We start from the raw sequence: 15,457 nt of genomic DNA, 5'->3' as shown, positions 1-15,457 counted from the left end.
GTTGTTTTTCCCTATACTAAACGCAGGTTCTAAAGGCTGATGTTAATGACTGAAATATCATTTCTGCTATACCTTGAGTTAAGAATCTTCAATAATAAACTCCCAGGTTTCGCCTCTAGCACTACCAAACTTTAACTGCATTCCTGATTTCAATGGGACTTCCTCGCGGAGGATTTGTTGCCAACCATTAGGAGCTAAAAACCAGGTTGTGCCGTATGTAGATAAATCTTGCAAGTAATAAGTTCGCACCAGCGTAGCATCGGTGAGAGTGTTACGACATAAGATTTCAGCGTGGCGTTTAGAAACCGACGGTTCTGGGATGACAATATCATTATCTCTCGTGCGACCGATGCGAGTGACTCCAGAACGTAAAGACCAGGTTATACCACTTGGAGAAAGCGATCGCAAAGAAGCAGTGGGAACCGGGGAACCGATTTCAGGGATAGCAGTATCGGGTAATTCCGTAATTCCTTCATCAAAGCTTTTAATAAGTTCACCATTAAAATCTGGATGCAGGTAGAGAACAGGTAAAGTCCAAGCTGGTTGATTGAATTTATATATAGTTAATAATTCCTGTCTGGCCTGTGCTACAGCTTCATCAATTGGCTTGCGCGATCGCAAAGCTTCGGTAAAAGCTTGAATAAAACTGTGGCTTTCATGGTCAGCAATTTCGTCGCGCATCCCTAAAACAGCAGGCACACCATGACGGATGAGTACTTCTGCTAAACTGCTAGCAGGCACAGCTTGGTGATTGATCGCAGCGGGTTGTGCTCCCCAACAAGCATTAAAAACCGCCAATTTCACACCTGTACGCGTCAATACTTGCGCTAATTCTATACCATTCAGGGTCATCTCTGGGCGTAAAAACAGTAACCCTCCGTCTGGCCCAGGCAAACCATGACCAGCATAAAAAAAGACATTGTATGCTTTAGTTTCTAGCTCTTGAATCAACTCCTGCGGGGTTGGTTGCAGAAGCGTATTCACGATGCAGGGTGCATATCTCTGGAAATTGCCAGCTATGGTCGCGGCATCTGCAAGAGTTTGCTGTAAAATAGCGGCTTCTTGTTTTAGTTGCAGGTTATCATCATGACCCAAAACAAGCAGGATACTTAAAGCCTGGTCAGTTCGCAAATATGGCAGGGGGTCAACTTCACTGCTGGTGCGACTAAATAGCAAATCTTGAGACAAGGACATAGCAGATTGACCAGGCTCACGCTGCATAATTTCCCAAGGCAGAGCGATCAGATCCGGGTCACGAATTTCCAGTCGAAAGCGTAATTGTGTATGCTGACCCATAGCAATGCCGCGACTACGTTCCAGACTACCGAGAATTGATCCGTCGAATACCCAACGCCATAAACTTATTCCTAAATATTGCATCAGACGACTACTGTAAGGCCCCGTCATCTGACTTGAAGGGGGTGAAACTAAGTTAATGGGGGATGGGGCCCGCCCATATTTTGAAGGGGAAATATCTAAGCGACTATGACCAGCAAACATTTGCTGCCATTCTTGCCAGACTTGAGTGAGTTCATCAGGCCATACACAGTCACGTAGAACATAGCCACTAGGATAGGGAGCTTTGACCACCCAAATGGCGAAGTTGTCAGTGCCAGTGTTTAGGAGACGGGCGATCGCCAGATTCAGGGATGGCATGGATTCATTAAACTACAAGCTAAAAACCAATCATTTCAAATAACAATTTCTCAAGGTTAAAACTTCACCTTGTAAATTTTTCATTTTAGTTATTACCTGTATTATTTCAGGTTTCTACCAGTTTATCGAGTATTTGATTCAGTTGAACTGGAGCCAGGTGAATTACTAACTGGCGGGGCTGTGATAGTATTACATGGACTTGGTGCGTCCGATTGCAAAACAGAGACTCCAAAACGTTTCAGTTGGGAGAAATCAATCAATACTGTTTTCTCTGGCGGCAAAGGTGTTGTTGCAGCCGCAGGGTAAGATACTAGTGGCTTATTTGTATTTGCTGTTGGCGTGATTTTATTTGAGCAGAGCCGTAGTTGCACCTCAGAGCCACCAGAAGCAGTTCTAGTACTTGGGATTGTCTCAATAACTTCCAAAAAAGTACCAGAGGGAAGTGATTGGTTGTTTCTTAATGGGATTTCACGCTGAGTTTGAATTACCCACCCAGTTGCAAGGTTAGCCAGCGATCGCGTCTCAAGTGTTGCTGCGGGAGTTGGCTGTTGAGTCGGACTAGACAATAATGGAATTGACACAGATGGCGATCGCAGTTTCATCACAAAGTATCCCAGAGAACCTGCGGCTACCACCAATATTAACGGGACTAGAAACTGTAGCGGTAGTTGGGGAGTTTTAGCTGGCTTGCTTTCTGGAATTACCTGAGTTTTCTGATTGGGGCTGCCTAGAACTGTTCCACCTGCCCCTCTGGACGCTAAATCAGCAGTTTTTACTGAGGCACTGTCTGGAATGACAGCTTTTACTGAGATTTCTGGTTCCCAGTATTGGAGTTGATAATGTACTAAAGCGATGGTGACATTATCGTGTCCATTCTTAGTATTGGCGATTTCTACTAATCTGTCTGCAACAGTTGCTAAATTAACTTCGCTAGCCAGAATTGGCAAAATTTCTGTTTCCCAGGACTCCTCTACACGATCAAAATCACTCAAACCATCGGATGTGAGTAGAAAAACAGCATCTTCATCGAGGATAAATCGTTGGGAAGTGGGATGCAATGAAGTGCTAGGGCTCATCCCCAAAGCCTGCACAAGAGAGCCAGAAGCACTCTGTTGCACAGCCTCGCGGTAGACTGCATAGCCTAGCCGTACCTCGCGGGAAGCGACATCATCATCAAGAGTAACTTGGTAACAGCCGTGGCGTGTAATCCAGTAGGCACGACTATCGCCAACATGAGTAATATACATTTCATGAGCAACGGGCAATGCCATCACTAAGGTTGTGCCCATGCGTTGACGCCCTTGGCGATTTTCTCCATCGTTGCGCTGACTAATTTTGTCATTGGCAACTGCCACAGCCAATTCTAAATCAGCGAGCAGCATTGGAGGGTCTATGTGATCGTAGGGAACCTTTGTTAATTGCTGTACCTGCTGCTGGATCGTTTCAATTGCTAAATTTGATGCAACATTGCCTCCCTCATGTCCGCCAATGCCATCACAGACAATTGCTAAGGCTGTCGGCTGTGGTGGTTTGCTCACAAGTGTGCCACTGGGGGGGTAACAAGCGTCTTCGTTACGTTGGCGGCTGGGGCCAGTGTCGGTTTTGGTCGCAATTGCGATCGTGGGTGTTTGCGATCGCCCTAATTCTGCTAGTCCGCGATCTAAAACTGCGATTAATTGCTCAGGTGAGTTAATCTCTCCTTGAATCAAAGAATGGCTAATAACGCTGACAAATTCAGCTATGACTGGCTTGGTTTCGCTCAGCAATTGCTGCCAAAATTCTCCTAATTGGGTTAGTTCTGGGACTGTTTCGGGGTCGAAACGCAATTCTAACAAGCGCACTAATGGCCCTTCTACCCGCAATAAATCAGGATCAAGCAAGCTAGAAACGACGCCTTCACTTAAAAGAGGTTCCCACAAATGAGCTAACTGCCATAGCCAATTTAGTTGACGCATTGATGTCGCATCACGCCAAGCTGTAATTAATTTGCTGCATAGATACACTTGTTGAATGTCATCTACAAGCAGTGGTGGTTGTTCTAAAAGTAAGATTTCTTGATGGGAATGCCCGTCAGTTAGAGGCAACACTCCATATACCTGCGGTACATTTAAGCGGTAGGGAATTAGCCTCAAATAAGCTCTGATTACCTCTACATCATCTAACTCAGGCGTTTGAGGTAATAAACCTGGCTTCGTATCTAAAACTACAGATTGATTGATGACTAAATAGCGATCGGCTAATATTTCTCCAGGGCTACCCACACTCAATCCATCTACCACAGCCCAGAGATAAATTTTGGGTAGGGGTGTGGAGCATCGCTGGCAAAACTTGTGAGTCAGGGGGTTGAGAGCCTGACAGTTTTCATTTGGGCAGTAGAGCGTTGCCGCTTCATTTTCCATAGTTGTCGCACCGATCAGCGCTTGGCAATTTCTTCAACAGCATTGGCAGCGGCAACCTAGACCGCTAATGTTTCTTGAACTTGACATATCCAAACTTTGGATGATGATTTTAGCTGGCAGATACCAGCAGGTGCTAATACTTAATTTACCTACTTATCCAAAGAACACGCTCCTAAGTCAACCCTACAGCCTCAATCATAGCCTCTATTGCTCTATGACTCTGCATCACCAGAGCAACTAACGCTAAGCCTGTCACCAAAACATAACCCAAGCTCAGCTATGCTCTTTTCTTTTATTAAATTACCTCATCATCAAAAGATAGATAATGTTGGTATTCATTTAGTTTATAAGTAGGAAGCCACCAATGAACTTTAATTAAGAATTAAGCTAGATAAACTATAAAGTTATCGTGATTCTAAATAATTTTAAATAGTTGGTAATAAATATTTGCTAAGTTTTAGTATTTTCTACGTTGACAAATAAATCAATTAGAACATTATTGGTCTGTACTCAACAATCAGCAATTTTGGTGATTACCTAAAGCAAGCGATTTGTCTAGTTTTCAGGCTTTAAATTGAAGATTACTACTCCATTTCATAGTAGTAGTAATGTATTAGAGCAATTGTTGCCATCAACTAAGACTCTGGCAATGATTAGGCTGAGGAATACAAATATACCTCTTAATATTAAAATCTCTGGTAATTTCTTTCCAACTTTAAATTTTAAATAAATTTACTAGCAATCTCTAATTGATAAAAACCTGTTTGTTTAAATTTTTGGTGTTGAATTTTTGAAGGTGTTTGTATTGAGCAGATTTTTACAAAATTAGGCTTTTAGGATCGCCTGAGTGAGGTTGGCGCTCTATTAAAATCAGGTCATGGTTGTTAAATACTGTTAGTTCAGCAATTACATAGCTATTTTTATTACCATTGAATAAAAACTTAAGTTATGTCATGAATTAATCATCTATTCTGTTTAAGTTTACTTGTCTATGTCCCGGCTAACATTACTCAAACTTCTAACCACTGGTACTGAGAAGAATACATTACAGCCGACGTTAAACGTGATACTAGCTCAATTGTGAGATTTTATAAAATTTAATTTGCTACTGCTAAATTCTTTAAAATATTAAACTTTCATGCTAGGATTCGTGGGACATTCTCACAAAAGTTAGGTTTGGCTGTTCTAGGGGTGAAAACCTTGGCAAATTGTGATGGGATTCCACTATTAACAAGTTGTAAATAGAACAGACAAAATCATAAATATACTGTTTGAGCAGTTTTATGATACAGCAGGGTTTTATTCAGAATCATCATTTAAGAGTTAGTTGGGGCACGGACGAACCGTACCCCGATGAGTCAAGAGTTACAAAACTCATAACTCATAATTTGAGAACTTTTGACTTTATTGATTACCGTCAGCTGCAACTTGGGGGATTCCCATGCTGTAGTTAGTAACACGTGCAGAGAGATTGTAACTGACTTCGCCTTGTTGTAGGAGCGATCGCAAATAATGCTCCAAGTCTGACCCAATGCGACGTAAGTTATAGTCTGTCAAGTCCGCACCGCTAGATGCTTCTACTAGTTCATCAAACTTCCGATAAATCTTTTGCAGTGCATCTTCATTCCAATTGAATTCGTTATCTGGGTCAACATCTAACGTTAAAACTTGATTACTGGGAAGCAGTTCGCCATCTTGATCCATTTCAGCCGCAAAAATGCGGATATGACGGGTTGTGGACTTGAGCAGCATCGGGTTATCCATAAGAGGGTGTAAGATTTGGGTGAATTACACTGAAATCATTGTAGACGTTATACCTTAGCTTGAATGTCTTCAACTCACAAGCTTTAAGCCCAGCCTCAACTCCCCAAAGGAATATTGAACGGGCTGAAGTCATAATATCGCTTGGGTTGCTTGTTGCTCCGACTGCTGTTAGGGGTTGAAGCAGGGGATAACTACTAGCATTTAAAGTCGTCTAATTGTTCTCTTACCACAATTATTGGGTAGAGTGTTTTCATTTGTAAAAACCACAAACAAGTCTTAGCAGTCTGCTATTCTTGCCAAAACTTAACAGCTAGACTTTTCATACTTATTAGGGTCATAAGACAGTAGGATAAAATACTCGACTGGAATAATTTGAGCAATGCATATGTTGTCCTTCAGAAAAAAGTTTATCTTGAATAACTTTGCTCATTAACGTCTTCTAAATTTGCTGATGAATAAAAGGTACATCAAGTAGTTTTACGTAGTTGTGGTACATCGACCTCTGGCTCTCATTAAATGGAAAAAAATCAGCGTTTTTACTTACGTATAAACACCAAAAATCTAGTAACAACTTAAACTGTTATTGACGTAAAGATAAAGTTGATGTAAAAACCTTTAAAAAGCCAGAACAACTTCTTACAGAAACTTTATTGTATGGAATCTTAAAAACTGAATAATAGTTATGGCTTACCTTGAGCGACATCTGGCGCAGGCACAGCCAAATCTAGACAGTGAAAGTCTAGCTTCAAAAAAAACCACAGGAGAGTGAAATGGAATACAAATGTGATGGATGAAGAAAAATTCTTAATTCAAACACTTTGGATTCAAAAAAAATATAAAGAATTTTTGCTGGAGATCTACTTTCTGACCCTGATAGCCCCCAAATAAAGGAATCCTAAAAACTATGAACTCCAAAGCATTACCACGCCAAATAAATAATCTCGAAGTAGGTGTTTATGAGTGCGAGATCCATCTGAAATTTCGGTTGATTGAGGAAAAGAGTCTATTGGGCGATCGCGAGCAACTGTTACAGGTGCTACTTGATGCTTTAACCGAGGGATCTGACGACTTTCTGGAGACGCTACAAGCGTCTGTTAAAGCCCAGGAAGTATCTGAGTTCAAAGCTTCACCTCAAATGCGCCGTCAGCTAATGCGCTTGCGTAATGCTGCTGACAATGCACAAGCTTAAAAGTGTAGTTTGAGTAGTGGCAAATTGTGAATTAAGCATCAAATATTGAATTGGTGTTAAATTTGTCTATTTGCCTATTTGCTCTTATCATCAGTTGGCTTGTACAAATTAACCCCGCAGCTACAAGCTAGAGCTTACCCAAAGGGAAGCTAAAGAAGCATCTACGGTAGTCTTTAACCCTTACACTACGAATATACTTAGGTGACTTCTAATGCAGTCATACCTTGCTTCCAAGGTTGGTTACAATTTTTCTAAATTTATATTCCCAGAGAATCTTCAAACCATTGTTGTGCTTAGATTTTAAGTAATATCAGCTAGTAACTGATTCAATTAAATATCTGAAAAAATTAAGTATTTTGAATAATATTTATGCCTGATGTTCTAAGCTAATGTCTTTACCTAATGTAGTATTTGACAAAGTTGAATAATGCCATTTTGTATGGCAGTAGTAAAGTTAGCCAAGTACTTGAAGCATATAGCTAATATCATCTTGGTTAGAATACTTATGTTTTATTGAAAACGGTGAGAAACTTGTCAAGAGAGTGGGCAAGGAGGAAAGCTGCCCCATCTCCTATGCCCAAAAACTCCATCCCACTTGTGGGATGGAGTTTCAATACTTATTACTGGTAATAGGTAATGAATCAGCAGCCAGTTACCTCTTAGCCACAATCAAAAGAGAATTTTACGGGCTATCTATTTAGCAAGACCGTGTTCTAGAGCAAAACGAACTAACTCGGTACGGCTGTTAGTGCCAGTTTTACTAAACAAACGGCTCACATACTTTTCTACATTACGGACACTAGTTTCTAAGCGACGAGCGATTTCTTTGTTCATTAACCCTTCGGCTACCAAGTTTAAAACACTTTGTTCTCTGGGAGTTAAATCAATTTTGAAGGGGGCTGGGGATTGGGAAATTGCACTTCTTTGAGTTAACAAGGCCTTAATTTGAGCAATCTGATTAGCCAATTCAGCAATATCAGGAGTTTCAACTTCTTCTCCCGTAGCTGGAGGCGTGGCGGTGCGGCGGGTTAGTAAGTTTTCGACTATTGCCACTAACTCATCTGGGTCAAAGGGTTTGGGCAGATAAGCATCAACACCAGCTTGATAGCCTTGGATGCGATCGCCTGTCATGCCTTTAGCAGTCAAGAATACTACCGGAAGCGCTTGGAATCGGGGGTCTTCTCGCAATTGCTTGAGGAACTGATAGCCATCCACTTGGGGCATCATGACATCAGAAATAACTAAATCAGGTGTATTTTGCTGCATCAAGTCCCAACCCTCACGGGCGTTACTGGCAACTTGAACGCTGAAACCGCTTTCTTGCAAATAGTCTTTCACGGCTTCACGCAATCCTGGTTCATCATCTACCAGTAACAGTTGTGCTGACATTTAAAATTTCCTTTAATTTACCTTTTTCCAATTTAGCGAAAGTTGACAGTCATTGGACAAAAGGGATAAGGAAAAACCCATTGATTTCTAATGCCACTACAACAAAAGCACAATGTGCGTAAGTGTTGGCATTCGCGTAGCGTGTCGTAGACATCACTCTTGGTTATTGGAGTTTGCACATTCCTAGTCACAAAATATCGCCAGAATTTGGAACATTCGAGGTTTGGAATGTCAGTTTAGCAACCTTTGTATTCAATACACCTAATCAGTACTGAGTTCAGAGTCACCAGTGAGTACCCCAGCTACAAAGACATGGATAAAAATATACAGCTATCTGTACGCCATTACAACTGCACCTGTTACAAAGATTTTTAAAATGATATAAGGCTATTTAGAAATCGCACAATTTCACAAAATTTCTGTCAACTTTGCCAGCAGACTATCTGCTAAATTCAATAAATCAATATCGTTATTAACACTATTTTCTTCATCAGCCAACAGATTTTTAACAGTAGATAATCTGTCATTTACTTCGGTAATTCTGCAACACTCTTCTAAATTTACTGCCAAATCAAACAGTGAACGTTCTCCCAAATGTTCTCTTATCCTTACAGCTACATAATCGTCACTTACTAAAAATTCTTTAATAACATCTAATTGAGAATTGCCTAATATTTCGTCGTTTCCCCAAGTTTCTAGCCAATCTCCATCCACATCTTCAACGTAAAAATTAACAAAATCAAGCCCATAAGTTAACCAGTTTTGTTGCATTTGTCGGGCTGTTTCTAAAGCTTCAGCAAATTTATCTATTTTATTTTCGTAGCTGTGAGTCTCTCGTTGATTACCCATAAAAGCTGTAATAAGCAAGTAAGTATGTAGGCTATAACACAAATCTTGAATGTCCAATTCCTGAGAAGATTACTAAAATTTTAAATACTTGCCACCAGAAAGATAATCACTGTTAAACAGTGCTACGTTAACTAACTGGTTGACAAAGTTAGCATTTTTGGGATTGTAACTTAAGAATAATCCTCTTTCTATTTCCCACGATCGCAGTGTATTTTGCCAAGCTTGGTACTTGTATTGATTGAGTTCTTCACTGACACTGGTAACTTGAATGCAGAGCGGCTGATTGTTACGACTACTAATAATTAAATCTGTTGCCATAGAGAGGTCGGCAATATAACGCTGCCAAAAACTACCTTCTCGCTGGACAACATCTTGAGCTATAGATCTAATGATATCATTATCAACCCGATTAAATTCGCCTGACATTAATTTTTGCTTCCAAATATAAAATTTGGAGTCACTTGCATTAATCCATCTTGGAAAGAGATAACCGTACCAATATCTCTCATTAGGCGTCATCTGCTCAAATTTTGCTTTTTGTTCTTCTGGTGAAGGTAGGGATTTAATTATCAGCCAAATTGTAGAATCTGTAATCACCTCTAAGAGGAAGGCCAGAACAAATGGTTTAGCAGTCAGATTGCCAGGCCTAATATTTTTTACCCAGCGATTGATTTCATCTAATCTTCTCGCTAAATCAGGATCTATCGAGGAAGCTTGCTCGATGAGGGACTTGAGCTTATCCTTAATCTCTTTTGCTTGCAAACAGATGCCCTACTTCAGAAAATAACGCTTTTTTCACAAATTTACAACTAATTTTAACTGGAAAATGGCTCTGTTAATTTCCCGATGTCATCAAATATTCTGCTGGTCGATGCCCTGTGCCCTTAAAACCTCACGCAATCGAGCTATTTCTTGCTCTGCTTGTTGAGCGCGTTCTTCTGCTTGTTGAGCGCGTTCTTCCGCTTGTTGAGCGCGTAAACTTTCTTGTTGAGCTAGTTCTTCAGATGATGGGATCAATTGATTTTCAGTAGTAAAAAATCTTAGTTTACCTTCATAAACTCCTAAGTAAAGTTCTAACTGCTGACTCCATAATTTACCTTCAGTAGTAGGTTGAATTTCTTGATACTTACCATCTACTAAATGAAATCCTTGAAACTCCATTGTTAGAGGATCAAACCAGAAATAATCTGGTGTGCGGAAGGTATCTTGGTAAATTTGTTTTTTTAAGCCTTTATCAACTGCTGATGTTGTATTCGAAAAAATTTCTATAATTAGATTTAGATACTTGCCGTTTTCTTGCCATACTACCCAGCTATTACGGTCTTTTTTCTGGGTTCCCAACACTAAAAAAAAGTCTGGGCCTCGAAAATCCTCTGATTTTTTCTGGTTGGGACTATAGTAAATTGTCAAATTGCCGGAAGCATAGAAATCTTGCCGCTCTCGCCACCACAATTTAAGTATGCGAATTAGGAGATCGATTTGGTCACGGTGTAGGTCACTTTCCAAGGGAGGTTCGTCGCTGAGTAAATCGCCTGGAGGAAAAATAACTTCGTCCTCTGAAGTATCAGAAGAGACAAATTCTAAGATACCAGGTTCAGACATAAGCGATCGCCCCATGATTTACGTTCATTTTACTGAAAATTTAGTAACTGGCAGATAGCTTTGAGAACTTGTAATAACTTTATTGCCCCCTCAGATTCAGTTAAGTTCAATAATGTCATTACTTGATAAGTTAGCTGCTGATCACGCCTTAGATAAACAAATTGATAAAGCTGCCCATTAGTTACCAAACCCCAAACTGATGGTTGCTCCTCTAAACTCTTAAAAGCATAAGTGAGTAATTGAGGTAAACCCTCAATCACATTAATCGCACTGTTTTTTGTTTCAATCACTAGAACCCAAAAAGGTGGTGCAGTATTGGTTTGAGGACTATTGATGGCTAAAATGTCCATCCTGCCTGTAATTTTTTTGTCTTCATCTTCGACAGTGATCGCAATGCTATCTTCCATTGTCAACCGAATCGGCACGTCATAAAATCCAGCTAACCGCATTAGTGGCGCTATCGTTAAAAATTTTACTAAACCCTCAGAAATTTTCCTTGCACTTAAGTAACGTTCAAAGTCGCTTCTAATTCGCAATAGATCCTGCTGTTCAAACTCAGAGAGTGGCTCTAGACTTAAGAAATCTGTGAATGAACCATTAGAAAACTTTTCTAGTTTAAGAAAACGATGAACATCGTTAAGAGATAGGCTGCTGGCTTCGACAGTAAGTGGCATAGTTTCAGGCGTTCTTTGTCAAGACTACTTACATCTTGCAACATTATTAATAGAGATGTTGCCATGCAACGCCTTTACATTCGCCCAGCTTAACGAAACTCTAAACACTTTCGCACAAATCTCCGTTAAGAATATAGTTCAGTAACAATAGCGTTTGCAGCCATAACTATGTCTCAACCAACTATAGAATCAATCTTACAAGAGAAGCGCCTATTCCATCCTCCTAGCGAATTTTCCCAGAACGCCCACATCAAAAGTCTGGAAGACTATCAACGTCTCTACGATCAAGCTAAAGCTGATCCTCAGCAATTCTGGGCAGAATTAGCTGAAAAAGAGTTGCACTGGTTTCAAAAATGGGACACGGTTCTAGACTGGCAACCGCCTTTTGCTAAGTGGTTCGTTGGTGGTAAAATTAATATCTCTTACAACTGTCTTGATCGACACCTCACAACCTGGCGTAAGAATAAAGCCGCGCTGATTTGGGAAGGGGAACCAGGAGATTCGCGTACTCTTACCTATGCCCAACTACACCGGGAAGTTTGCCAGTTCGCCAATGTGCTCAAGCAACTGGGTGTACAAAAAGGCGATCGCGTCGGTATTTATATACCGATGATTCCCGAAGCTGCGATCGCGATGTTAGCCTGTGCGAGAATTGGCGCACCCCACAGTGTAGTATTTGGTGGTTTTAGTGCTGAAGCTTTACGCGATCGTTTAATTGACGCTCAAGCAAAGCTAGTTATCACTGCTGATGGTGGTTGGCGTAAAGATGCGATCGTTCCGCTTAAAGAACAAGTAGACAAAGCCTTAGCTGATGGTGCTGTTCCCAGTGTGCAAAACGTCTTAGTTGTCAAGCGCACCGGACAGGAAACTTATATGCAGTTGGGGGGGCGCGATCATTGGTGGCATGATTTGCAAAAAAGCGCATCAGCACATTGTCCCGCTGAACCGATGGACAGCGAAGATATGCTGTTTGTCCTTTACACTTCCGGTAGTACTGGTAAACCAAAGGGTGTTGTGCATACAACCGCTGGTTATAACTTATATACCCATATCACCACTAAGTGGATATTTGACTTACAAGACACAGATGTATATTGGTGTACCGCAGATGTAGGTTGGATTACTGGACACAGCTACATTGTTTATGGCCCTCTTTCTAACGGTGCAACAACGTTGATGTATGAAGGTGCGCCCCGTGCTTCTAATCCTGGCTGTTTCTGGGATGTAATTGAAAAATACGGCGTCAATATTTTTTATACTGCACCTACGGCAATTCGGGCATTTATTAAGATGGGCGAACATCATCCCAAAGCGCGAAATCTGTCTTCGTTGCGCTTGCTGGGAACCGTCGGTGAACCAATTAACCCAGAAGCTTGGATGTGGTATCACAAAGTAATTGGTGGTGAACGTTGCCCAATCGTCGATACCTGGTGGCAAACTGAAACTGGCGGTATTATGATTACGCCTCTACCAGGAGCAATTCCTACCAAACCCGGTTCAGCAACTCTTCCCTTCCCAGGAATTCTTGCAGATATCGTAGATTTGGAAGGTAATACTGTACCCAATAACGAAGGCGGTTATTTAGCAGTACGCCATCCTTGGCCGGGGATGATGCGGACAGTCTACGGCGATCCAGAACGCTTCCGCCGCACCTATTGGGAACACATTCCCCCTAAAGATGGTAACTATACTTACTTTGCTGGTGATGGTGCAAGACAGGATGAAAATGGCTATTTCTGGGTAATGGGTCGCGTAGATGATGTACTTAACGTATCGGGGCATCGTCTTGGTACAATGGAAGTAGAATCGGCCTTAGTTTCTCATCCAGCAGTTGCAGAAGCGGCGGTAGTAGGTAAGCCGGATGAACTCAAAGGTGAAGAAGTAGTTGCTTTTGTGACTTTAGAGGGGACTTATCAGGCAAATGAGGAACTGAGTAAAGAGCTTAAGCTGCACGTTGTCAAAGAAATTGGGGCGATCGCTCGTCCTGGAGAAATTCGCTTTACCGATGCTTTGCCTAAAACGCGATCGGGTAAGATTATGCGGCGCTTGTTGCGAAACCTCGCATCAGGGCAAGAGGTATCTGGTGATACTTCGACATTAGAAGATAGAAGCGTGTTGGATAAATTACGGGAAGGCGTTTAAACAATTCACAATCACTTAGCCAGACGCTTTACTTGTAACCGAAGAATAATCGTGGTGCGTTACGCCTTTGCTAACGCACCTCAATTTATCATAAGAATTAGAAGACTATTAACATATTGAGGACGATGAAGCTGAAGCACAAACTGAAATCAGTATTTGTTCAACCTCTTAGCTGCATGATGCTAAGTATCATCACTGCAATTGGCATATCACCATCAGTATTAGCAGTTACGGGAATTTCTCTGCACATGCCTGAACAGTCTGCACAGAAGCAATCGCAAAAATTAGCACAGTTTTCCGGTGCGGAACAACCAGCAGAGCGATCGCAGCTGATCCAGCAAGCTAATGCTCTGTACAATCAGGGAAACTTCAAAGATGCAGAGGAAAATTTACGTAAATTTCTGAAAAAATTCCCAGAAGACGCCTTTGGACATTTTCAACTAGGAAATACGCTTTTTCGGCAAAATCAACCAGAAGCAGCAATTAGTGCTTACCGCGAAGCCATTCGTATTAGGTCACAATATGCTCTAGCTTACAATGCGATCGGTATGGTTTACGCAAGCCAAAACCGTTGGGAAGAAGCTATTACAGAATATCAAAAAGCGTTAGAAATTAATCCTAGTTATGGCGAGGCATTAACTAATGTAGCGCTGGTACTGTGGCAAACAAATAAACGCGATGAGGCCTTATCTTCTCTAGAAAAAGCTTTAAATATTTTCAAAGCACAGAATAGAAATGAAAAAGTTAAGCAAATCGAGCAAATTTTGCGCGAGATCAAAACTGCTGATGATCCTAGTGTTTCATAAAATTAATATTTACAGACGCTTTGCCTAAAGTTGCGATCGGGTAAGATTCCGCAGCGGTTGTAGAATCTAGCAAGAGGCAAAAGATATCTAGTTTGTAATTATTGTAGGGTAGATATTTTGCCCATTGGTATCAACTTAACTTGCAAATCCTGACGTGATCTTGTTCCTAGCCTCCGGCTGGGAATGCTCTTTTGGGGGGGCTGCCGCCTTCACTTATTCAAGGCACATATTACTCCAGGAAATTAAATCATGAAGCATTAATAATTAAATAGTGGAAGTACAACCAAAGAAAATACGGAACTACCAAACACAAGATGGCAACAATACTTTTGCAGCATGGCTTGATTGTCTCAGAGATATGAGAGCCAGAGTTAAAATAGAAAAGAGGCTGAAACGAGTCGAGTCTGGTAACTTAGGTAACTATCGTGCAGTTGGTGAAGGAGTCTGTGAACTAAAAATTGACTATGGGCCAGGCTACCGTATCTATAATTTGGGCAAATAAATAGGGTTAAACATAGTACTCCTCCTCTGTGGCGGAGATAAAAGTACCCAAGAACAAGATATTTTAACAGCTAGGGAATATTGGAAAGATTATGAAAGACGTGAGAACGCCAACAAGTAGTAGTTACCATGATTATCTAATTTCTTCTCTCAAAGATCCAGAACACGCTACTGCTTATCTAGAAACTTTTTTGGAATTGGAAGCAGAAGGTCGTGAACCTGAACTGCTGCGTTCAGCGTTAAAAGATATTATTGATGTAAAGTTGCTGTTAAATAATCTCTCCCAGGAAGCTAAACAACGTTATGAACAACTTGATAAATTGCTTTCAGAAAGTGGAGGTACTGAAATTTACACTCTGATTGAATTTTTGGACGCTTTAGGGTATCGCATTGCATTAGTATCCAAAGATTAACTGGTACAACACTCGTAAATAAATAAATTTCTTATCTACAATACATTTCAAATATTATCTTGGTTGTGCCTAT

At 40.9% G+C, this 15,457-nt stretch carries 13 protein-coding genes; 5 read left to right on the top strand and 8 right to left on the bottom strand.

Features of this window, described 5'->3' with window-relative positions; translation table 11 throughout:
• Positions 1-78: 78 nt before the first annotated feature.
• From FNW02_RS08635 to ndhM, 3 genes are all read right to left on the bottom strand, one after another.
• Complete coding sequence (locus tag FNW02_RS08635) at positions 79-1,656, bottom strand: CHAT domain-containing protein (RefSeq protein WP_191757142.1); 1,578 nt, start codon at positions 1,654-1,656, stop codon at positions 79-81.
• Between the two features lie 122 nt (positions 1,657-1,778).
• Positions 1,779-4,055: a protein phosphatase 2C domain-containing protein gene (locus FNW02_RS08630; protein ID WP_191757141.1), complete on the bottom strand. Its 2,277-nt coding sequence runs from the start codon at positions 4,053-4,055 to the stop codon at positions 1,779-1,781.
• Between the two features lie 1,404 nt (positions 4,056-5,459).
• A complete protein-coding gene (gene ndhM / locus FNW02_RS08625) occupies positions 5,460-5,819 on the bottom strand; it encodes an NAD(P)H-quinone oxidoreductase subunit M (RefSeq protein WP_191757140.1) in 360 nt (119 codons plus the stop codon).
• A gap of 904 nt (positions 5,820-6,723) precedes the next feature.
• Here ndhM and FNW02_RS08620 point away from each other — a divergent pair.
• On the top strand, positions 6,724-7,008 hold the full coding sequence (locus FNW02_RS08620) for an Npun_R1517 family heterocyst differentiation transcriptional regulator (protein ID WP_162394713.1): 285 nt from the start codon (positions 6,724-6,726) through the stop codon (positions 7,006-7,008).
• Positions 7,009-7,701: 693 nt separating this feature from the next.
• Here the strand turns inward: FNW02_RS08620 and FNW02_RS08615 are convergent.
• From FNW02_RS08615 to FNW02_RS08595, 5 genes are all read right to left on the bottom strand, one after another.
• Positions 7,702-8,397, bottom strand: a complete 696-nt coding sequence (locus tag FNW02_RS08615; protein WP_191757139.1) for a response regulator transcription factor — start codon at positions 8,395-8,397, stop codon at positions 7,702-7,704.
• Positions 8,398-8,805: 408 nt separating this feature from the next.
• Positions 8,806-9,246, bottom strand: a complete 441-nt coding sequence (locus FNW02_RS08610; protein WP_191757138.1) for a hypothetical protein — start codon at positions 9,244-9,246, stop codon at positions 8,806-8,808.
• Positions 9,247-9,318: 72 nt separating this feature from the next.
• Positions 9,319-10,008: a hypothetical protein gene (locus FNW02_RS08605; protein ID WP_191757137.1), complete on the bottom strand. Its 690-nt coding sequence runs from the start codon at positions 10,006-10,008 to the stop codon at positions 9,319-9,321.
• Between the two features lie 90 nt (positions 10,009-10,098).
• Complete coding sequence (locus tag FNW02_RS08600; RefSeq protein ID WP_191757136.1) at positions 10,099-10,848, bottom strand: Uma2 family endonuclease; 750 nt, start codon at positions 10,846-10,848, stop codon at positions 10,099-10,101.
• Positions 10,849-10,877: 29 nt separating this feature from the next.
• Positions 10,878-11,522: a restriction endonuclease subunit R gene (locus FNW02_RS08595; RefSeq protein ID WP_191757135.1), complete on the bottom strand. Its 645-nt coding sequence runs from the start codon at positions 11,520-11,522 to the stop codon at positions 10,878-10,880.
• 168 nt (positions 11,523-11,690) lie between these two features.
• Between FNW02_RS08595 and acs the strand changes: the two genes are divergently transcribed.
• The 4 genes from acs to FNW02_RS08575 all read left to right on the top strand — a co-directional run bounded on the left by acs (position 11,691) and on the right by FNW02_RS08575 (position 15,384).
• Entirely contained in the window at positions 11,691-13,664 is a 1,974-nt protein-coding gene (gene acs / locus FNW02_RS08590) for an acetate--CoA ligase (RefSeq protein WP_191757134.1), read from the top strand.
• A gap of 125 nt (positions 13,665-13,789) precedes the next feature.
• Positions 13,790-14,470 carry a tetratricopeptide repeat protein gene (locus FNW02_RS08585; RefSeq protein ID WP_191757133.1) on the top strand — a complete coding sequence of 227 codons (681 nt, stop codon included), beginning with the start codon at positions 13,790-13,792 and terminating at the stop codon, positions 14,468-14,470.
• A gap of 271 nt (positions 14,471-14,741) precedes the next feature.
• Positions 14,742-14,972 carry a type II toxin-antitoxin system RelE/ParE family toxin gene (locus FNW02_RS08580; protein ID WP_348535380.1) on the top strand — a complete coding sequence of 77 codons (231 nt, stop codon included), beginning with the start codon at positions 14,742-14,744 and terminating at the stop codon, positions 14,970-14,972.
• Positions 14,973-15,063: 91 nt separating this feature from the next.
• Complete coding sequence (locus tag FNW02_RS08575; RefSeq protein WP_191757132.1) at positions 15,064-15,384, top strand: helix-turn-helix domain-containing transcriptional regulator; 321 nt, start codon at positions 15,064-15,066, stop codon at positions 15,382-15,384.
• Positions 15,385-15,457: the final 73 nt, after the last annotated feature.

The sequence above is a fragment of the Komarekiella delphini-convector SJRDD-AB1 genome (assembly GCF_014831675.1).
Lineage (GTDB): Bacteria > Cyanobacteriota > Cyanobacteriia > Cyanobacteriales > Nostocaceae > Komarekiella.
The sequence above is the reverse complement of the archived record's forward strand: the minus strand, read 5'-3'. Positions and strand labels throughout refer to the sequence as shown.

What these genes read in the sequence shown, in the direction of transcription:
- FNW02_RS08635 (WP_191757142.1), bottom strand. Translation starts at nt 1,656, where the DNA reads ATGCCATCCCTGAATCTGGCGATCGCCCGTCTCCTAAACACTGGCACT.
- FNW02_RS08630 (WP_191757141.1), bottom strand. Translation starts at nt 4,055, where the DNA reads ATGGAAAATGAAGCGGCAACGCTCTACTGCCCAAATGAAAACTGTCAG.
- ndhM (WP_191757140.1), bottom strand. Translation starts at nt 5,819, where the DNA reads ATGGATAACCCGATGCTGCTCAAGTCCACAACCCGTCATATCCGCATT.
- FNW02_RS08620 (WP_162394713.1), top strand. Translation starts at nt 6,724, where the DNA reads ATGAACTCCAAAGCATTACCACGCCAAATAAATAATCTCGAAGTAGGT.
- FNW02_RS08615 (WP_191757139.1), bottom strand. Translation starts at nt 8,397, where the DNA reads ATGTCAGCACAACTGTTACTGGTAGATGATGAACCAGGATTGCGTGAA.
- FNW02_RS08610 (WP_191757138.1), bottom strand. Translation starts at nt 9,246, where the DNA reads ATGGGTAATCAACGAGAGACTCACAGCTACGAAAATAAAATAGATAAA.
- FNW02_RS08600 (WP_191757136.1), bottom strand. Translation starts at nt 10,848, where the DNA reads ATGTCTGAACCTGGTATCTTAGAATTTGTCTCTTCTGATACTTCAGAG.
- FNW02_RS08595 (WP_191757135.1), bottom strand. Translation starts at nt 11,522, where the DNA reads ATGCCACTTACTGTCGAAGCCAGCAGCCTATCTCTTAACGATGTTCAT.
- acs (WP_191757134.1), top strand. Translation starts at nt 11,691, where the DNA reads ATGTCTCAACCAACTATAGAATCAATCTTACAAGAGAAGCGCCTATTC.
- FNW02_RS08585 (WP_191757133.1), top strand. Translation starts at nt 13,790, where the DNA reads ATGAAGCTGAAGCACAAACTGAAATCAGTATTTGTTCAACCTCTTAGC.
- FNW02_RS08575 (WP_191757132.1), top strand. Translation starts at nt 15,064, where the DNA reads ATGAAAGACGTGAGAACGCCAACAAGTAGTAGTTACCATGATTATCTA.